This is a genomic window from Actinomycetospora straminea (genome assembly GCF_028737255.1).
Classification (GTDB): domain Bacteria; phylum Actinomycetota; class Actinomycetes; order Mycobacteriales; family Pseudonocardiaceae; genus Actinomycetospora; species Actinomycetospora straminea.
The window spans coordinates 124,504-144,264 of sequence record NZ_JAQZAN010000016.1; the positions used below are offsets into that span (position 1 = coordinate 124,504).

Sequence of the window (19,761 nt, forward strand, 5' to 3'; positions counted from 1 at the left end):
CGCCCCATCGTGCCCGTCGGCGCCCTACCCCGCGCAGACGAGGTCGGTGCGCCCGGCCACGAGGCCGGCGGCGAGGTCGCCGAGCGTGTCCGGCGGCCCCTCGACGACGACCAGCGCGCCGGTCTCCTCGCGGAGCCGCTCGCCGACGTCGAGGCGGGTGAGGACGGCGCCGCGCGCCGCGGGGCCGGTCAGCCAGAACCCGCGCCACCCGCGCTGGGCGAGGTCGTGCAGCCGCTTGACCAGGGCGTCGCCGTCGGCGCTCCACGGGTCGTCGAGCTCGACCGCCACGCGGGCCAGGTCGCCGACGGTGTCCCCCGGCGGCGTGGACAGCCGCTCCCGCTCGGCGGGGTCGAGCAGGCGGCCGGGCCACCGCCGACCACCGTGGTCGAGCGGCCGGTCGAGCACCCAGGCGGGGAGGTCGTCGGGCAGGGTCTCGACGGCGGTCCCGGCGTAGGCCGCCAGCCCCCGGCGCACGACGTCCGGGCTGGTGCCCGCGAAGCGCGTGAGGTCGACGTTCCCGGTGCGGGTCATGTAGGCGACCATCAGCTGGTCGACGGGCAGGTGCGTGCGCTGCGGGAACGAGTCCCACCACAGCCGGCTGCGGCGCGAGAGCTCCTGGAGGCGTGCCACCTGGGGCCGGCGCTCCGCCTCGTAGCTCCGCAGCGCGGACGGCAGGTCGTCGGCGGCGTCGACCGCGCGGACCAGCGCGATCGCGTCCTCCATCGCCAGCTTGGTGCCCGATCCGACCGAGTAGTGCGCGGTGTGCGCGGCGTCGCCGAGCAGCACGACGTTGCCGTGGGTCCACCGCTCGCAGTGCACGGTGCGGAAGCGCAGCCAGCGGGTGCGGTTGCCGATGAGGCGGTGCCCACCGAGCCGGTCGGCGAACGCGTCCGACAGGTAGTCCAGCGACGCGGTGTCCGACGCGTCGAGCGGCGTCTCGTCGGTCGACGCGTCGAACCCGGCGGCCCGCCAGGTCGCCTCGTCGGTCTCGACGAGGAAGGTGCTGCGCCCCTCGGCGTACGGGTACGCGTGCGTGACGAACGTGCCGTGCGCGGTGGTGGCGGGCGCGAAGATCGCCGTGTCGAGGGCGACGTCGACGCCGGCCCAGAGGTACAGCCCGCCGGCGACGTCCACGTGCGCGCCGAGCTCGTCGGCCAGCGTGGTGCGGGTGCGGCTGTTGACGCCGTCGGCCGCGATCACCAGGTCGGCGTCCTGATCCTCGACCCCGACCCGGCTCCCGTGCTCGATCTCGACGCCCGCGGCCCGCGCGTGGCGGGTGAGGATCGCCAGAAGCTCCGGGCGCGCGATGCCGATGAGCGCGCCGTTGTGGACGCGCGCCTCCCGGTCGCCGACGAGCATCCGCATGTCGTGCGGGCGCCCGGAGGCCAGCACGTCCGCGAGCGTCGCCGGGTCGGCGGCCTCGAGGTTGCGCTGGGTCCGCGCGGCGATCGCGACACCGAACCCGAAGGTCGTCGCCGGCGTCGACTGCTCGTGCACGACGACCCGTGCCGCGGGGTGGGCGAGCTTGAGCAGGCGCGCGGCGTACAGGCCGGCGGGACCGCCGCCGAGCACCGCGACGCTGTCCACGTTCACGACGGGCTCCCCTCGTGCTCGAGCTTGGCGGCGATGTCGGCGCGCAGGTCCTTCTTCGAGACCTTGCCGACCGAGGTCAGCGGGAACGCCGCGACGGCCTCGACCCGCTCCGGCAGCTTGAACCGGGCGAGGCCCTGGTCCAGCAGGAAGGCGGTGAGCTCGTCGAGCGTCGGCGCCGCCGTGCCCGCCGGCACCACGTAGGCGCAGAGGCGCTCGCCGAGCACGGCGTCGGGCATGGCGACGAGCGCGGCGCCGTGGACGGCCGGGTGGCGCACGAGCAGCTCCTCGACCTCCTCCGCGTGGATCTTCTCGGCCCCGCGGTTGATGACGTCCTTGATGCGCCCGTCGATCGCGTAGTACGGGACGCCGTCGACGACGTGGCGCGTGACCAGGTCGCCGGTGCGGTAGAAGCCGTCGGCGGTGAAGGCGTTCCTGTTGTGCGCTTCGGCCCGGTGGTAGCCCGGGATCGTGTACGGGCCGCGGCAGGCCATCTCGCCCAGCTCGCCGTCGGCCACCTCGTCGTCGGTGCCGACGTCGAGCACGCGCACCTCGTCGGCGGGCGAGATCGGCGTGCCGACGGTGTGCCGGCGGACCCAGAGCGGGCTCTCCGGCGGCGTGTACAGGAACATCCCCTCGGCCATGCCGAACATCTGCTGGGTCGGGATGCCCAGCTCGGCCTCGAGGCGGTCGAGCAGCTCCACCGACGGGCGCTGCCCGCCGAGGGCGAACCGCCGGAGGCTGCCGAGGTCGGTGTCGCGGGCGCGCGGGTGGTCGAGCAGGCGGATCGCGACGGCGGGCGGCACGACGGGCACGACGGTGACGCGCTCGCGCTCGACCAGCGCCAGCACCGTCTCGGCGTCCGCGCCGGGTGCGAGCACGAAGGTGCCGCCCGTGAGGTGCGCCGGCTGCAGGGCCGCGGCGATCCCGGCGTTGTGCATGATCGGCAGCGGGTGCATCACCACCGAGTCCTCGTCGAGCTCGAGCGCGTGTGCCCAGGCCAGGGAGTTGTAGGCGTACTCGTGGTGGCGCCGCGGGGCGACCTTCGGCAGGCCCGTCGTCCCCCCGGAGAGCTGGAAGGCGACGACGTCGTCGGGGTCGAGGTCCGGGAGCGCCGCGGCCTCCGCCGCCAGGAGGTCGTCGAACGCGACCGCCCCCGCCGGCGCCGGTCCGCGGACGACGATCAGCGTGTCCAGCCCGTCGACGGTCTCCTGCAGGCGCTGCCCCTCGGCGACCAGGTCACGGCGTGGGACGTCGGCCTGCACGAGGTGGCCCCGCGCGCCGGTGTGCTCGACGAGCAGGCCGATCTCGCGCACGCCGTGCTGGGGCAGCGTGCAGACCGGCACGATGCCCGCCTTGACCGCGCCGTAGTAGGCGACGACGGTCTCGGCGACGTTGCCGAGCTGCACCATCACCCGGTCGCCCGGGCGCAGGGTGGTGCGCGTCAGCAGCCCCGCCGCGACGGCGTCGCTCGCGGCGTCGAGGTCGCGGTAGGTCCAGCGGGACTCCGGGGTGACGAGCGCGGGGGGCTCGGGCCGGCGGCGCGCGACGGCGCGCAGGACCTCACCGAGGGGCTTCGTGCCCCAGTGGCCCTCGCGGCGGTAGCGGTCCGCGAGCTCGGGGCGGAAGGCCGGGGACAGCGGGGCCGTCCTCGGTGCTGACGCTGCTGCTGACGCTGCTGCTGGCGGTGGCGCTGACGGGGCTTGCGGTGCCGTCGGGGCGGTCTCGACCGTCATGGTGGCTCCTCCTCTCGCGTCGACGCGCGTGTCAGGCCTGGACCCGGGTGGGGGCGGCGTCCGGGGCCGCTGGCGTGCCCCCGGCGGTGCCGTCGGCGGTGTCGTCGGTGCGCGTGGCGCGGGGCACGAGGGCGCAGGCGAGGGCGCCGAGGACCGCCACCGCCGCGAAGATCGCGACGTTGCCGCCGAGCCCGACGCCGGCCGAGAGCAGCGCCCCGCCGAGGACCGGCCCGGTCACGGCGCCGAGGCGACCGACCCCGCTGCTCACCCCGAGCGCGGTGGCGCGGTGGGAGAGCGCGTGGTGGGCGGCGACGTAGCCGTAGACGACGATCTGGTTGCCCGTGGTCGCGGCGCCAGCGACGAAGACCAGCGCGTAGAGCACCACCGTCGGCAGCGGCACGGCGATGAGCAGCAGCGACGCCGTCGCGAGCACGAACAGCGTCGTCGCGATCCAGCGGCTGCCGAACCGGTCGGCGAGCGACGAGCCGACGAGCCCGCCGACGATCGCGCCGAGGTTGAGGACCAGCAGGAACGCCAGCGCCGAGCCCAGCGCGTAGCCGGCGCCGCGCATCAGCTGCGGGAGCCAGGTGTTGAGGCCGAAGACCAGCAGGAAGCCGCAGAAGTTGGCGACCACGAACAGCAGCGTCGCGACGGCGGCGCGTCCGCGGAAGAGGGTGCGGGTCTGTCCGCGGGCGGCCCGTCGCGCGCCGGCGACGAACCCGGGCGACTCCGGCAGCAACCACAGGGCCAGCGGGACGAGCGTGACGAGCGGCAGCGCACCCACCGCGAAGAGCACCCGGAACCCGGCCGGCTCGAGCAGGAACAGGGCGAGCAGCGCCGCGAGCACGCCGCCCAGCGGGAAGCCGCAGAGCATCAGCCCGTTGATCATGTGTCGGCGGGCGGCCGGGGCGACCTCCATGACCAGGGCGATCGCCGTCGGCGGGATGCCGCCGAAGCCGAGGCCGCCGAGGAAGCGGAAGACGCCCAGCGCGAACGGCGTCGGGGCGAGCGCGGCGAGCAGCATCATCAGCGAGAACCACGTCAGGGCGAGGATGAAGAGCCGGCGGCGGCCGAACCGGTCGGTGAGCGTGCCGGCGGTGATCGCGCCCAGGAACATGCCGAGCAGCGCGTAGCTCCCGATGGCGCCGACCTGCGCCGGGGTCATGTCCCACTCGGGGTGCGCGAGCAGCGCCGGCACCGCCGAGCCGTAGACGATCAGGTCGTAGCCGTCGAACACGATCGCGCCGAAACAGATCGCGACCGCGGCCGCCGCGCTGCGCGGCGAGAGGCGGGCGGCCGAGCCCGCGGCCGGGGGTGCGTCCGGGGCTGTCGATGCCGGGGCGGGGGATTCCGAGGACGACACCGTCGTCTCCCTTCGTGGTGACGCCCGCGGACCGTGGCGGGCACCACGACGGTAGGACCATCTCGACACCAGTGTCAATGTTTCGACACTTGTGAAGCGCGAGGTGCGTGCGCCGCTGCCCGCGTGCCCCGGAGGGGGCCGTGGGTCAGGCGGCGACGCGTGCTCGTCCTCCGAGCCGGGGTTGTCGGTCCGGGTCGATCCAGCTCGGGGGTGTGAACCACGGCAGGCCGTCGACGATCGCGACGGTCCAGTGCCCGTGGTGGACGAGCTGGTGGTGGAACCGGCAGAGCAGGGTGAGGTTCTCCAGCGCCGTCGGGCCGCCGTCCTGCCAGTGCTCGACGTGGTGGGCGTGGCAGCGACAGGGGCGGCGGGTGCAGCCGGGGAACGCGCAGCCGCCGTCGCGGAGGACGAGCGCGCGGCGGATGGCCTCGGGGACGGTGTACGACAGCCGCCCGACGTCGAGGGGTTCGGAGCGGCTGCCGAGGACCACGGGGACGATGCCCGCGTCGCACGCCCACCGGCGCACGGTGTCGACGTCGACCGCGACACCGGAGTCCAGCGTCCCGTGCCCGATCGCCGCGCGGAGCCAGCGGTGGTCGATGGTGATCGTCAGGAGCGCCCGGCCGGGCCCGACGACCGGTTCCCGGGACGCGCGCCCGCCGGGCGGCGCGGGGGCCGGTGACGACGGCGCCGGACCGGGCGCGCCGGCGCCATCGGCAGTCCCGTCGGCGACGGCGCCGTCGGCAGTCCCGTCGTCGTCGGCCCCGTCGGCAGTCCCGCCGGCGCCGGCCCCGTCGGCGCCGCGCCCCGGGTCGGCGTCGCCGTCCGCGGCGCCCTCCCCACGGGCGTCGGTGGCCACTCCGGTCGCCCCGAGGGCGTGCTGGGCGAGGTCCTTGAGGGCGTCGGCGTGGCGTCGCGGCAGGTCCCGGTCGTCCTGGGGGCCGGCCGGGGTGGACAGCAGGTCGAACACCTCGACGATCGTCTCGGCGTCGAGCGGGTCCTGGACGCGGCCCTTGATCGCCAGCGACCCGTCGCGGCGGCGCACGAGGCGCAGCTCGTCGTCCCGGTCGGCGTCGTCGGGAGGAGCGACCCCGTCCGGATCGAACTCGGCGATCAGCCGTTCGGCGACCTTGCGCAGCATGCGCGGCGGCATCCCCGTCGCCGCCTCGGCCAGGATGCGCTCGCAGCCGGCGAGATCGGCCGCCGAGATGGCCTCGAGCCGCCCCAGCCGCGCCATCGTCCGGCGGATCACCGCCACCTGCTCCGGACCGGTCCGGCCCTCGGCCAGCGCGAGCGCCGTACAGGGGTAGCGCGGAGGCAGCAGCTCGCCCTGCAGCGACCGGCGCGGCACGAGGTCCTCCGCCTCGTCGACCCACCGCTTGGCCTCGGCCCGGTCGACCAGCCCCAGGTCGCCCACCAGCCGGTCGACCACGCGGTCCCCGGTCTGCAGAGCGACGCCGAGCCGGTCCAGCTCGGCGACGTCCTCGAGCCGGCGGTAGTACTCGCGCCGGGACGCGACGAGACGCCGCCGGGCACGGTCGAGCGCCTCGCGCTCCGCCGGCCCGACCACGTCTTCGCTCATGTGTTCGAACCTAGACCGCACCCCCGACAGTCCGGCGCCGAACGCTGAGACCGTCTCAGCGACCGCCGGGCCCGCGCCGGGCCCACCTCCTAGGCTCCCGGCCCATGGTCGACACCGACGCCCCGCTCTTCGACCCGACCGCGTGGCGGGAGGTGCCGGGGCACGACTTCACCGACATCACCTACCACCGCCACGTCGAGCTGGGCTGCGTACGGATCGCGTTCGACCGTCCCGAGGTCCGCAACGCCTTCCGTCCGCACACCGTCGACGAGCTGGCCGCCGCCCTCGAGCACGCCCGGACCAGCGCCGACGTCGGCGTCGTGCTGCTCACGGGCAACGGACCGTCGACGAAGGACGGCGGGCACGCCTTCTGCTCCGGCGGCGACCAGCGCATCCGGGGACGCACGGGCTACCAGTACGCGGAGTCCGAGACCGCGGTGTCGGCGGACGAGAAGGGACGTGCCGGGCGGCTGCACATCCTCGAGTGCCAGCGGCTGATCCGGTTCATGCCCAAGGTCGTCATCGCCGTCGTCAACGGGTGGGCGGCGGGCGGCGGGCACTCGCTGCACGCGGTGGCCGACCTGACGCTCGCGAGCGCGGAGCACGCCCGCTTCAAGCAGACCGACGCCGACGTCGGGAGCTTCGACGCGGCGTTCGGGTCGGCGTACCTGGCCCGGGCGGTCGGCCAGAAGTTCGCCCGTGAGATCTTCTTCCTGGGCCGGACGTACACCGCCGAGCAGATGCACGCCATGGGCGCGGTGAACGAGGCCGTCCCGCACGCCGAGCTCGAGACGACGGCGATCCAGTGGGCGCGGGAGATCCTCGGCAAGTCGCCGCAGGCCCAGCGGATGCTCAAGTACGCGTTCAACCTCCCCGACGACGGCCTCGTCGGCCAGCAGCTCTTCGCCGGCGAGACGACCCGCCTCGCCTACATGACCGACGAGGCCACCGAGGGCAAGGACGCGTTCCTGCAGAAGCGCGCGCCCGACTGGAGCCCGTTCCCCTGGTACTACTGATCAGTCGTCACGGCCGAGATCGAGCTGGCGTTCCGGGAGGTCGACCAGATCGACCACGACCTCGTGCGCAGCCTGCTCACGGAGACGGCGAGCGCGGCGGGCCCGGTGCGCCGAGCCCGCCGCCCGGCCGTACGGGGTCAGGCCGACGAGGCAGCGCCCGCCCTCACCGGCTCCGCCACCATCGGATCCTCGTCGGGGCCGTCGTCGGGGCGTCCCACCATCATCGAGCCGACCACGCAGATCAGGACGTTGACGGCGAGGCCGACGAGCCCGCCGGGCACGCCGCCGAAGTCGTCGACACCGGCGACGGTCAGCCCGCCGGAGAGCAGCGCGCCGGCGAGCATGCCCCAGAACGCCGGGCCGGCGGCCATGCGCCGCCAGTACAGCCCGAGCATGAACACCGGGGCGAGCTGCACGATGAGCTCGAACTTCAGCACGAAGATCTCGTACAGGGTGCCGGGCGGGTTCCACGCGAGGACGAGGAGGATCGCCACGGCGATCACGCCGACGATCTTCCCGACGAGCACCTGCCGCTTCTCCGGCGCGTTCGGTGCGATGTGGCGTCCGTAGATGTCGCGGGAGACGACCGACGAGAACGCCAGCAGCGCCGAGTCGGCGGTCGAGACGATCGCCGCGACGACGCCGCCGAAGAGCAGGATCATCATCAGGTAGAAGACGACGTTGATGCCGGCGACCTGGTTGGCGATCATGCCGACCAGCTGCTCGGAGTCGTCCTCGGAGAGACCCGGGAAGAGCTGGGTCCCGACGATCCCGACCACGAACACCACCGCGGTGGTCAGCAGCGGCATCCACGCCATCACGGCCAGCGACCGCTTGAGCGTGCGCTCGCTGCGGGCGGCGTAGATGCGCTGGATGGCGTGCGGGTAGACCGCGGCGCCGAGACCGATCATCAGGATCATCGACAGCCACTCCACCGACGTCGCCGTCTCCGGCACCGCGACCTTCTCCGGGTCGGTCTGCGCGAGGGCGGTGGTGACGCCGCCGAGGTCGCCGCCGACGAGGTAGAGCGCGCCGAAGAGCAGCACGCCGATGCCGACGAGCAGCGCGATGCCCTGCATGACGTCGGTGAGCGCGACCGCCCGCATCCCGCCCGACCACGAGTAGACGAGCATGACCAGCACGAACGCGATGACGCCGATCTCGTAGGGGATCGTCGCCCCGGTCAGCCCGGCGATGCCCTGGCCCATGGCCACGAGCTGCTCGAGCAGGTAGTTCGCGAGCCCCCAGAGCATGAGGACGGCGACGAGGATCGTCAGCTTCCCGGACCCGAAACGGTGCCGGACCCAGTCGGTCGGCGTGATGAACCCTTCGCGCTTGGCCACGACGTACAGGCGCGGCGCGAACAGCAGGTAGGCGGCGATGACGGCCACCATGAACGGCACCGACTGCCACCAGCTGAAGCCCGAGCGGTACGCCTCGGGGGCGTAGCCGACGATCGAGTTGCCGCTGTACTGCGTCGCGTACAGCGTGAAGAACAGGGCGACGAAACCGAGGCCGCCGCCCGAGAGGTAGTAGCTGCGGGCGGACGTCGACGACGTGCCGCGTCCGGCCCACCACCCGATCGCCAGCATGATCACGGCGTAGGCGCCGAGGACCAGTACCCCGCTGATGCCGGAGAAGCTCAGTCCGTTCACGAGCGCACCTCCGCGTCACGCTCGGCGGCCGCCGCGGCCTCCTCGGCCGGCTCCGCCAGGTTCCAGCCGCGCAGACACGCCCAGCACGTCAGCGCGCTGAAGGCGACGGTCGCGGCGATGCTGATGAGCAGCCAGAACGGGATCCCGCCCACGAGGGGCCGGATGACCCCGGGCGCCAGGTAGAGGGGCACGCCCGCGAGGACGACGAGGCCCATCGCGACCCAGAGCCAGGGGATCCGGATGGGTTCGCGCAGGGGTGGGCCCTCCGCGGGCGGCGTGGCGGGCAGGTCGGATCGTCGTCGGTCCATGGTGCTCCCGTCGTCGTGGGCGGTAGCGCGCTGGAACGCGCGGTGGGATCAGCGACCGCCGGGGTCGCGCGTCGAGCGCAGGGTGGCGCCCGCGGCCCGGATGTGGGCCTGCATGACCGCGGCCGCCCAGTCGCCGTCGCCGGCGGCGAGGGCCTCGACGAGCTCGCGGTGCTGACCGAAGCTGCGGCGCAGCTCGGCCTCCGTGTAGGTGTGGAACGTCCGGCGCACCACCGGTACGTCGATGAGGCGGACGAGCAGGTCGGGCAGGAGCCGGCCGGCGGCGCGGTGCACCGCGCGGTGCAGCTCCATGTTCAGCCGGGTGATCTCGTCGGCGGCGCGCCCGTCGACGTCCGCGGCGTGGGCCTCCATGCGCGTGCACAGGTCGCCCAGCGCGACGAGGTCGAGGTCGCCGCCGATCGCCGCGCGCCGCGCCGCGTGCCCCTCGAGGAGGGCCCGCAGCTCCACGAGCTCGGCGATGTCGTCGTCACGCCAGCGCACGACCTCGGCGCCGCGCCGCGGGGTGACGACGACGAGCCCGTCGGCCTCGAGCCGGCGCAGCGCCTCGCGCACCGGCGTCCGGCTGACCCCGAAGCGCTCGGCGACCTCCTCCTCGCGCAGCCGGGCACCCGGCGCGCAGCGCCCGCCGAGGATCTCTCCGCGCAGCTCTGCGTGCACGCGGGTGGCCGACTGTGACACCGATCATCTCCCCTGCTCTGTGTACAAGCTAAGGAAGACATCCCGCACGGACAAGTCCCGACGTCGAAGAAGCACCCGTGATGACCGGTTCTTGTGTACAAGGACCGGTCATCAGCGGCTCTCGTCGTCGCCCGACCAGTGGTGCCGGCCCGTCGGGCGGGGCCGGCCGGACGCCGGGCGTGACGGGCGGGACGGCGCCTCGGCGAAGGACAGCACCTGCTCGTTCCCCGCCGAGGGCACCAGCGCGGTCAGCCCGCCCGGGGGCGAGGCCGGTCCTCCGGGCGGCCGCCCCGGGGACGGCGCGGCCCGGCTCGGCGCGGGACCGCCCGCCGGGGCCCGGCCCGGCGTGGGCGAGGGCAGCGGGGGCGGCGGTGCCGGGATCGGTGACCCGGCCGGCACCGGACCGGGACGACGTGCGGCCCCGCTCCGCGACGGCGGCGGGGAGCCCGCCGGGGGACCGCCGACCGGACCGGCCGCGACCCGACCGGCCCCGACCGGGACCGGCGTGTAGCGGCCGGTGCCCGGCCCTCCCCCGGCGCCCGGGTTGCCTGACGGCGGCGACGCGAGGGACCCCCGGGCCGTCGGCACCGGCCGGGGGCCGGGACGGGCTCCGGGGCGGGCTCCGGGGCGAGCCACGACGCGGTCGGCCGGCCCCGACGGAGGCGCGGCGCCCACGACGCGGCCGAGGAACGCCCGCAGCGAGCCCTGGGAGAGCGCGGAGGTCTCGCCGCTCTCGACGTCGGTGGGGATCACCGGCGGGCGGGGGCCGACGACCGCGCGCCGGGCGGGACGGGCGTTGCCGCGCCCGTCGGGCAGGACCGAGAGCTTGCGCCCCGCGGCCAGGTCCTCGACCCACCCGAAGGCGAGCACCGCGACCACGATCAGCCACACGGCGACGGCGAAGTGCTGGCCCTCGGAGTTCCACCCGAAGAGGTCGCCGATCTCCGGGGCGAAGGCGATGGCCACGTTGTGCCAGAGGTAGATCGTGATCGCGCGGGCGTTGATCACGGTGACCAGCCGCCCGAGCACCGGCACCCGCTCGAGCCACGCCACCTGCAGGTTCATCCGCAGCACGAGCAGCACCGCGCCGAACGACACGAGCGCCTGGGCGAACGGGATGTCGTTGAGGTCGACGCCGTCGTCGCCCGCGGGGTGGGTGAACGCCCAGAACAGGCCGCCCGCGACGAGCGCCACCGCCGCGATCGAGGAGATCCACGGCGAGAGGCGCCGCAGCATGCCCTCGCGATGGGCGAAGCCGAGCATCCAGCACGCGGCGAAGGTGGCGCCGTCGACGACCACCGGGCCGGCCGCACCCCAGTCCCCCAGCGGCGAGCCGGCGAGGGCGTCGAGACCCACGACGACCAGGGGCACGGCGAGCGCCACGAGCGGGCGGCGGCGGAACGCCCAGAGCATCACCGGCGTGAGCAGCACGAACCACAGGTAGGCGCGGATGTACCAGAGGCCGATGACGGCGTCGGCGCCCCAGTCGCTGCCCGGCGGGTCGACGAGCGGGAAGATCCAGTACAGGAGGTCCGACCACACCAGCGGCGACGTCACCGTGCCGTCGGCGTCCTGCGCGGGCCACCCGTGCCACAGCATCACCGGCACCGCGAGCAGCCCGAAGAACCACAGCGGGGGCAGCAGGCGGCGCAGGCGGTGCCCGATGACGTCGAGCGCCTCGCCGCGGCGCAACGACTGGACCATGAGCGACCCGCCGAGCGCGAACATCACGCCCATCGACGGGAAGACCATGCTCATCCAGCCGCCGCCGAACGCGTGGTAGGTGACGACGCGCAGCAGCGCGATGGCGCGCAGGAGGTCGAGCCAGCGCTCGCGGCCGCCGCTCCGGGGAGTCGGCGCGTCGGGCTTCGCGACCGGGACCTCGGACGACGGGGCGTCGTCCGGCGCGGGCCCGCGGGTCACCGGCGGCGCCGGGAGCCGGTCGGCGGCCGGGCGCGAGCGGCCGTCCTGACCCGTCGGTACCGCGAGGTGCTCGGCGACGGCCCCGACCCGCTGCAGCTTCTGCCAGCGCACGCCGGCGCCGGTGACCGCGCTGATCACGGCCTGCACCAGCACCACGTACATGAGCTGGCGGTACATCAGCTGCTGCACGGGCAGCGCCCACAGCGGGCCCAGCGGCTCGCCGTCCATCCGGAACGCCAGCACCCCGGCGATCACCTGGAGCAGCAGCATCGAGCCCCACAGCATCAGCGCCACCGCGGGGTCGCCGAAGAGCAGGCCGTAGACGAACAGCAGGTCGACCAGGGGCGCGGCCAGTGGCAGCGCGACGTGGAAGATCCCGATGTGGGCGAGCCCCAGGCGGCCCATGCGCCCGGAGGCGCCGCGCTCGCGCAGGGCGCGGCGGTGCTTCCAGAGCGCCTGCATGGTGCCGTAGCTCCAGCGGAACCGCTGGCGCCACAGCTGCCCGGCGCTGACCGGCGCCTCGGTCCACGCCAGCGCCGTCTCGACGTAGACCACGCGCCAGCCCGCGCGCCCGAGGGCGATGGTGAGGTCGGTGTCCTCGGCGAGCGTGTCCGACGACAGCCCGCCGACCTCCTGCACGGCCTCGCGCCGGAACGCGCCGGCGGCGCCGGGGATCGTCGAGATCGAGCCCCACGAGTCCTGCACGCGGCGGTCGACGTTGAAGCCGACGACGTACTCGAGGTGCTGCATCCGCGGGACGAGCCGGTCGCGGTTGGCGATCTTGACGTTGCCGGCGACGGCGCCGATGTCCGGGTCGGCGAACGGCGCGACGAGCTCCGCGACCGTGTCCGGCTGGAAGATCGTGTCGCCGTCGATCATGACGATGAGGTCGTGCTGCGCGGCGGCGACGCCGCGGTTGAGCGCCGCCGACTTGCCGGCGTTGGCCTGGCGCACCACCCGCACGCGGGGCAGCGCGAGGTCCTCGAGCAGGTCCGCGGTGCCGTCGGTCGAGCCGTCGTCGACCACCACGACCTCGAGCGGGTGGCCATTGGCGAGGATCGAGCGCACGGTCGCCTCGATGTTCTCGGCCTCGTTGTAGGCCGGCACCACCACCGACACCGGGTCGGTCACCGGTGCGCCCCACGAGAACGCGGGATCGCGACGGCGGCGGGCGTGCCGCCGGGCCACGACGAGCATGACGACGAGCCGGGCGATCACCAGCCCGCCGACCCCGATGAGCGCGATCTCCATGAGGGTCACGACGCCGCGGGCGACACCGACCGTGGCGAGCAGCGCCTGGCCGACCACGCGGTCGCGCGACGGGGCGGGCTGCCCGTGCGGGCCGAGGCCGGCGGCGTCGCTGACCGTCGTGAAGCGGTAGCCCTGGGCCTGGAGCTGCGGGATCAGCTTGTCCAGCGCGGCGACGGTCTGGGAACGGTCGCCGCCCGCGTCGTGCAGCAGGACGGTGGCGCCGGCGCCGTTCTGCGGGGTCGCGTTGCGCACGATCGCGTCGACGCCGGGGCGCTGCCAGTCCTCGCCGTCGACGTCGGTGAGCACCGTGACGTAGCCGGCGCGGCCCGCGGCGACGACGGTGCCGTAGCCCGGGTCGTCGAGGGCGTCGGAGGTCGACGAGAACGGCGGGCGCACGAGGTGGGTCGAGATGCCGGTCGCGCCGGCGATCGCCAGCTCGGTGTCGGCGATCTCGCGGTCCCGGCGCCACTCGGTGACGCCGGCGAGGTCGGGGTGGGTGAAGGTGTGGACGCCGAGCTCGGAGCCGGCCGCGACGATCCGCTGGGCCATGTCCGGGTGCTGCGCGACCATCGAGCCGACGACGAAGAAGGTGCCGGGCACGCGGTGACGCGCGAGCACCGCGAGGATCTGCGGGGTCCACGTCGGGTCGGGGCCGTCGTCGAACGTCAGCGCGACGGTGCGGTCGGGCAGGTGTGCGGAGCGGACGGGATCGGCGCGGGCGTCGATGATCGGGCCGCCGCTGGCGATGCTCGCGGGCACGGCGTCGTGGCCCTCGGGCGCGCGGGCGTGGGCGTCGTTGCCGATGCTCGCGTTCACGAGCCCCGACACCGTGAGCACGGTGAGCACCATGACCGTCAGGACGATCGTCATCGTCCAGACGCCCCAGCGTCGTGGCGGACGGGTGGACCGCCTGCTGCGCACTGTCGTCACCGAGCGTCACCCCCTCCCCGACTCACGGGCGCCGGCCGTGTCCTGACCGTCACCTCGCCGTGTGTCAGACGATATCCGCGGGCTCCGTGTCGTCACGCGGCGTGGGTGCCGTGCACGGCCTCCGTGAGGACGGGACGGGCGACCGGCGCGCCGGGTCCGTGTCCTCTCGTCCCACGGCGTCCGGTTCGTCCCGCGCGCGGCGGCGCCCCTCGGCCCGACACGGCCCCGACCAGCGCGGCGATGAAAGCCCGGCCGCCCCTCGCGGGCGCCCGGGCGACGGCGCGGCGACACGCCCCGAGCGGTCGGGACCGGGCGCCCGCAGCGGGCCGCACCACCCCTCCCGGGGCGCCCGGAGCCCACGACCGACGGTGGCGGAGCGTGATCGTCGCGGACGCCCGGCCGTCGTCGCTCTCCGCGACCGGGCTCCCGGCGCGGCCGGGCCTCCCTTGCGCGCCCGGGGTGCAGGCGCGACGGTCGGCGTCGTGAGCAGCCCCTCGCCGACGCGCCCCACCCGCCGGGGCTCGTCGCTCGTGCGCCGGCTGCTCGTGCTGGAGATCGCGACGGTGGTGCTCGCCGCGGTGATCGCGGGCGGGGTCAGCGCCTGGAACACGCGCGAGACGATCGAGCGCAACGCCGCGGACAAGATGGTCGCGGTCGCGGTGGCGCTCGCGTCGTCGCCGGGGCTCGCCGACGCCGTGGGCGCGCGCGACGTCCCCCGCGTGCAGGCGGCGGCCGAGGACACGCGCACGGGCACGGGCGTCTCGTTCGTGACCGTCATGGACCCGGCCGGCACGCGCCTGAGCCACCCCGACCCCGAGCGGATCGGCGAGACCTACCAGGGCACCTTCCTGCCCGCCGCCGCCGGCGCGACGCTGGTGGAGACGTTCCCGGGGACGCTGGGGCTCTCGGTGCGGGCGATCGTCCCGGTGCGGGCGGCGGACGGCGCCGTGGTCGGGATGGTCGCGGTCGGGCAGCTGCGGGTGCAGGTGGCCGACCGGATCGCCCGGGAGCTCGCGATCCTCGCGCTCGCGGCGGCCGTGGCGATCGCGCTCGGGGTGGGGCTCGCCGTGGTCGCGGCGCGCCGGGTCAAGCGCGACACCCTCGGTCTGGAGCCCCGCGAGATCACCGCGCTGCACCGCCACCACGAGGCCGTCATGGCCGCGATGCGCGAGGGCCTGCTGGTGCTCGACGCCGCGTCGGGCCGGGTGGTCGTGCTCAACGCCGAGGCCGCGCGCCTGCTCGGGCTGCCCGCCACCGTCGCGCCCTCCCGCGCCGCCGGGCCGACGCTCGCGGAGCTGGGCGTGGACCCGGCCCTGCAGGAGCGCCTCGCCGACCGGTCCCCCGTCACCGACGAGACGGTGCTCGTGGGCGAGCGGCTGCTGCTGGTCAACCGGACCGAGCTCTCCGGCCCCTCCCCCGACGTCGTCGTGACCCTGCGGGACCGCACCGAGCTCGAGGCCATGACCCGCGAGCTCGACGACGCCCGCTCGGTCACCCGGGCGCTGCGCTTCGCCGCGCACGAGCACGCGAACCACCTGCAGGCGGTGTCGACGCTCATCGAGCTCGGCGCGGAGGACGACGCCCGCGAGCTCGCCCAGCGCTGGACCCGCGACCTGCTCGCCGGCTCCGACGGCGAGCTGCGCGACCGCATCGCCGACCCCGCGCTCGCCGCCCTCGTGCTCGACAAGGCCGCCGACGCCCGCGACCGGGGCCTGGAGCTGCGCGTCGGCGACGACACCGCGCTCTCGGACACCGAGGCCGGCGACGAGCAGGCGTCCACCGACCGCGTCACCGTCGTCGGCAACCTCGTCGACAACGCCCTCGACGCCGCCCTGCAGAGCGCGCACGCCGGCGCGGGCGGGGTGGTGGAGCTCGACGTGCACGCCGCGGGCGGGTCGGTGGTGATCCGGGTGGCCGACGACGGCCCGGGCCTCGCCGACCCCGACGCCGCGTTCACGCCGGGCTGGTCGACGAAGGACGGCGACGGCCCGCCCGGGCGCCGGGGTCTCGGGCTCGCGCTCGTGCGCCGCGTGGTCGACCGGCGCCGCGGGAGCATCGAGGTCGCGGCCGGTCCCGACGGCCGCGGGACCGTGTTCACGGTGACGCTGCCGGTGGGCTCGGTCCCCGGTCCCTCGGCTCAGTCCCCGGTCGCGAGCCGGTAGCCGACGCCCCGCACGGTCACCACGGCGCCGGGGGCGTCGAGCTTGCTGCGCAGGGCCGCGACGTGCACCTCGAGCGAGTGCAGCCCGGCCTCGAGCCCCGGGTCGTCGGGCGCGAGGCCCCACACGTCGTCGAGGAGGTCCGCGCGCGACACCACGGCGCCGTCGCGGCGGGCGAGGGCGGCGAGCACGTCGAACTCCTTGCGGCGCAGGGCCACCTCGCGCCCGGCCACCTCGACCACGCGGCGGGACAGGTCGATCCGCAGCGGGCCCGCCTCCACCACGGGCGCGACGACGTGGCCCGCGCTGCGGCGCAGCACCGCCTCGATCCGCGCGGTCAGCTCGTCGATCGCGAAGGGCTTGACGACGTAGTCGTCCGCGCCGCTGCGCAGGCCCAGGACACGCGCCTGCTGGTGGCCGCGCGCGGTGACGGCGATGACCGGTACCGACGACCGCGCGCGCAGCCGCCGGCACACCTCGACGCCGTCGAGGTCGGGCAGGCCGAGGTCGAGCAGCACGATGTCGGGCGGGTCGGCGGCGGCGTCCGGCCCGGTGACGGCGTCCAGCGCCGCCGCGCCGGTCCCGACGGGCGTGACGCGGTACCCGGCCGCCCGCAGCGCGGCGCGCCAGCGCGTCACGGACCGCCTCGCTGTCCTCGACGAGGACGACCTTCACGCCGGCTCCCTCCCCGGGCCTTTCCTCAACTCATCCCCAACTCCGCGTCCGCGGAGTCGCACGCAGGGTGATGCCGCCCTAGCCTCACCGCTCAGGTGAGACCCACGCCACCCCACACCGGGGAACCGCGGGCCGGAAGGAGACGACGATGTCGACCCAGGAAGCTGACGCACCCCCACCGGAGCCGGAGCAGACGACACGCCGCCGCAGCCGCGTCTACACCCAGCTCTGGTTCTGGGTGGTCGTCGGCATCACCCTCGGCATCGTGGTCGGGCTCGCGGCCCCGGGCTTCGCCGAGGACCTCAAGTTCCTGCCCGACATCTTCATCCAGCTCATCAAGATGATCACCGCGCCGGTCATCTTCTGCACGGTCATCGTCGGGATCGCCTCGATCGGCAGCCTCGCCGCCGCGGGCGGCATCGCGGCGCGGGCGCTGGCGTACTTCCTCCTGATGACCCTGCTGGCCCTCGGGCTCGGCCTGATCGTGGTCAACATCGTGCAGCCCGGCGCCGGCTTCCCGCCGATCCCGCCCGACCCGGCGACCATCGCCGAGGCGCAGGCCGACGTCGCGACCGGCTCCGAGGGCGGCGGCGCGATCGAGTTCATCGAGAACACCCTGCTGCCGGACAGCTTCGTCGGGCCGTTCGTCGAGAACGAGATCCTGCGCGTGCTCGTGCTGGCGATCCTCGTCGCCGCCGCGACCTCGATGCTCGCCCCGCCCCTGCGCAAGCGCGTCGTCGGCGGGATCGACCTGTTCGCCAAGGTCATCTTCGGCATGATCCGCCTGATCATGTTCCTGGCGCCGATCGCGGCGTTCGGCGGCATCGCCTACACCGTCGGTGCGCTCGGCGGCGAGAGCCTCGGCAACCTGCTGGCGCTGATGCTGACGTTCTGGGGCACGTGCGCGCTGTTCGTGGTCGTCATCCTCGGCGGCGTGTCCGCGCTCTCCGGGTTCAACGTGTTCAAGCTGATCCGGATGATCAAGGACGAGATCCTCATCATCGTCGGCACGTCCTCGTCGGAGACGGTGCTGCCGCGGCTCTTGGCCAAGCTCGAGTCGGCGGGGGCGTCGCGGTCGACGGTCAGCATGGTGCTGCCGACCGGGTACTCGTTCAACCTCGACGGCACCTGCATCTACCTGACGATGGCGGCGCTGTTCATCGCCCAGGCCGGCGGGCAGGACCTGCCGTGGGGCGTGCAGCTCGGGCTCGTCGCCCTGATGCTGCTCACCTCGAAGGGCGCCGCCGGCGTCTCCGGGGCGGGCCTGGTGACCCTCGCCGCGTCGCTGCAGGCCTTCGGCGGCGAGTTCTACACGACCGAGTCGATCGCCATCGGCATCGCGATCATCGCCGGCATCGACCGCATCATGAGCGAGGGGCGGGCGCTGACCAACGTCATCGGCAACACCGTCGCGGTCATGGTCGTCTCCGGCTGGAACGGCGACCGGGACGACGAGCGCTTCAAGGCGGCGCTCGACGACCCCGAGCTGGTCCGCGACGCCATCGAGCAGGAGACCCACGGCGACCTCGACCACGACGAGGACGACACCTCGACCGACCGCACCCCGGCCACCGCCGGCACGCGCTAGCGACCCACCCCGGAGGACACGAACGCGCCGTTCGCTGCGGTAGAAGCAGCGAACGGCGCGTTCGTTCGTTCTCGAGAGCGGGACCGGGACCGGGTCCGGGCCGGCCTCAGTAGGTCGGCAGGGAGGTGTCGACCTGCTGGGCCCAGCCCGTGACGCCGCCGCCGACGTGCACCGCGTTGGAGAACCCGGCGTTGTGCAGGGCCGACAGCGCCTCGGCGGAGCGGACGCCGGACTTGCAGTACAGGATCGTCTGGCGGTCCTGCGGGATCTCGGCGAACGCCTCGCCCGACAGGATCTTGTCCTTCGGGATGAGCTTGGCACCGGGGATCCGCACGATCTCCCACTCGTGGGGCTCGCGGACGTCGATGAGCTCGAACTTGTCGCCCGCGTCCATCTTCTCCTTGAGCTCGGGCGCCGTGATGGTGTGCCCGGCCGCGGCGGTCTGCGCCTCGTCGGAGACGGTGCCGCAGAAGGCCTCGTAGTCGATGAGCTCGGTGACCTCGGTGGCGTTCGGGTCCCGGCGGATCCTGACCTCGCGGTACTCCATGTCGAGGGCGTCGTAGACCTTGAGCCGGCCCAGGAGCGGGTCGCCGATGCCGCAGATCAGCTTGATGGCCTCGGTGACCATGATCGAGCCGATCGACGCGCACAGCACGCCCAGCACGCCGCCCTCGGCGCACGACGGGACCATGCCCGGCGGCGGGGGCTCGGGGTAGAGGTGCCGGTAGTTCAGGCCCTGGCCGTTCGGCGCGTCCTCCCAGAACACCGAGACCTGGCCCTCGAACCGGAAGATCGAGCCCCAGACGTACGGCTTGCCCAGCAGCACGGCCGCGTCGTTGACGAGGTAGCGCGTGGCGAAGTTGTCGGTGCCGTCGAGGATCAGGTCGTAGTCGCGGAAGATGTCCAGCGCGTTCGACGAGTCCAGCGGCGTCTCGTGCAGGTTCACCGTGACGAACGGGTTGATCTCGGCGACCGACTCCTTGGCCGACTGCGCCTTCGACTTCCCGATGTCGGACTGGCCGTGGATGACCTGGCGCTGCAGGTTCGACTCGTCGACGACGTCGAAGTCGACGATCCCGAGGGTGCCCACGCCCGCGGCGGCCAGGTAGAGCAGCGCGGGGCTGCCGAGGCCGCCGGCGCCGACGACGAGCACCTTCGCGTTCTTCAGACGCTTCTGCCCGTCGACACCGACGTCGGGGATGATCAGGTGGCGGCTGTACCGGGCGACCTCGTCCTTGGTCAGCTCCGCGGCCGGCTCCACCAGGGGCGGCAGGGATGCCATGACGGCG

Annotated in this window: 13 protein-coding genes; 3 read left to right on the forward strand and 10 right to left on the reverse strand. The window is 74.5% G+C overall.

Annotation, left to right across the window (positions count from 1 at the left end; genetic code table 11):
• Positions 1 to 24: 24 nt before the first annotated feature.
• The 4 genes from PH190_RS21065 to PH190_RS21080 form a co-directional block, all read right to left on the reverse strand.
• A complete protein-coding gene (locus PH190_RS21065) occupies positions 25 to 1,593 on the reverse strand; it encodes an FAD-dependent monooxygenase (protein ID WP_274233481.1) in 1,569 nt (522 codons plus the stop codon).
• Positions 1,590 to 3,326, reverse strand: coding sequence for a (2,3-dihydroxybenzoyl)adenylate synthase (locus PH190_RS21070; RefSeq protein WP_274233482.1), 1,737 nt, complete (start codon positions 3,324 to 3,326; stop codon positions 1,590 to 1,592). The genes PH190_RS21065 and PH190_RS21070 overlap by 4 nt, the downstream gene beginning before the upstream one ends.
• Before the next feature lie 31 nt (positions 3,327 to 3,357).
• Positions 3,358 to 4,689, reverse strand: a complete 1,332-nt coding sequence (locus tag PH190_RS21075) for an MFS transporter (RefSeq protein ID WP_274233483.1) — start codon at positions 4,687 to 4,689, stop codon at positions 3,358 to 3,360.
• A gap of 145 nt (positions 4,690 to 4,834) precedes the next feature.
• Complete coding sequence (locus PH190_RS21080) at positions 4,835 to 6,271, reverse strand: HNH endonuclease signature motif containing protein (RefSeq protein WP_274233484.1); 1,437 nt, start codon at positions 6,269 to 6,271, stop codon at positions 4,835 to 4,837.
• Positions 6,272 to 6,375: 104 nt separating this feature from the next.
• On the opposite strand from PH190_RS21080, the gene PH190_RS21085 reads away from it, so the two are divergent.
• Positions 6,376 to 7,287: a 1,4-dihydroxy-2-naphthoyl-CoA synthase gene (locus tag PH190_RS21085; protein WP_274233485.1), complete on the forward strand. Its 912-nt coding sequence runs from the start codon at positions 6,376 to 6,378 to the stop codon at positions 7,285 to 7,287.
• A gap of 137 nt (positions 7,288 to 7,424) precedes the next feature.
• On the opposite strand, the gene PH190_RS21090 is transcribed toward PH190_RS21085, so the two are convergent.
• From PH190_RS21090 to PH190_RS21105, 4 genes are all read right to left on the reverse strand, one after another.
• The gene (locus tag PH190_RS21090; protein ID WP_274233486.1) at positions 7,425 to 8,942 is read right to left on the reverse strand and encodes a sodium:solute symporter family protein; all 1,518 of its coding nucleotides are present in this window, start codon (positions 8,940 to 8,942) and stop codon (positions 7,425 to 7,427) included.
• Positions 8,939 to 9,250 (reverse strand): hypothetical protein, encoded by a 312-nt coding sequence (locus PH190_RS21095; protein WP_274233487.1) that lies wholly within the window; start codon positions 9,248 to 9,250, stop codon positions 8,939 to 8,941. The genes PH190_RS21090 and PH190_RS21095 overlap by 4 nt, the downstream gene beginning before the upstream one ends.
• 48 nt (positions 9,251 to 9,298) lie before the next feature.
• The gene (locus PH190_RS21100) at positions 9,299 to 9,946 is read right to left on the reverse strand and encodes a GntR family transcriptional regulator (RefSeq protein WP_274233488.1); all 648 of its coding nucleotides are present in this window, start codon (positions 9,944 to 9,946) and stop codon (positions 9,299 to 9,301) included.
• A gap of 111 nt (positions 9,947 to 10,057) precedes the next feature.
• On the reverse strand, positions 10,058 to 13,990 hold the full coding sequence (locus PH190_RS21105; RefSeq protein ID WP_274233489.1) for a glycosyltransferase: 3,933 nt from the start codon (positions 13,988 to 13,990) through the stop codon (positions 10,058 to 10,060).
• A gap of 542 nt (positions 13,991 to 14,532) precedes the next feature.
• On the opposite strand from PH190_RS21105, the gene PH190_RS21110 reads away from it, so the two are divergent.
• Positions 14,533 to 16,212, forward strand: a complete 1,680-nt coding sequence (locus PH190_RS21110) for an ATP-binding protein (RefSeq protein ID WP_274233490.1) — start codon at positions 14,533 to 14,535, stop codon at positions 16,210 to 16,212.
• Here the strand turns inward: PH190_RS21110 and PH190_RS21115 are convergent.
• Positions 16,188 to 16,847 carry a response regulator transcription factor gene (locus PH190_RS21115; RefSeq protein WP_337993836.1) on the reverse strand — a complete coding sequence of 220 codons (660 nt, stop codon included), beginning with the start codon at positions 16,845 to 16,847 and terminating at the stop codon, positions 16,188 to 16,190. The two genes, PH190_RS21110 and PH190_RS21115, sit on opposite strands and share 25 nt — an antisense overlap.
• Before the next feature lie 185 nt (positions 16,848 to 17,032).
• On the opposite strand from PH190_RS21115, the gene PH190_RS21120 reads away from it, so the two are divergent.
• Complete coding sequence (locus tag PH190_RS21120) at positions 17,033 to 18,472, forward strand: cation:dicarboxylate symporter family transporter (RefSeq protein WP_274233491.1); 1,440 nt, start codon at positions 17,033 to 17,035, stop codon at positions 18,470 to 18,472.
• A 106-nt stretch (positions 18,473 to 18,578) separates the two neighbouring features.
• Here PH190_RS21120 and moeZ read toward each other — a convergent pair whose 3' ends face one another.
• On the reverse strand, positions 18,579 to 19,754 hold the full coding sequence (gene moeZ / locus PH190_RS21125) for an adenylyltransferase/sulfurtransferase MoeZ (protein ID WP_274233492.1): 1,176 nt from the start codon (positions 19,752 to 19,754) through the stop codon (positions 18,579 to 18,581).
• Between the last annotated feature and the right edge of the window lie 7 nt (positions 19,755 to 19,761).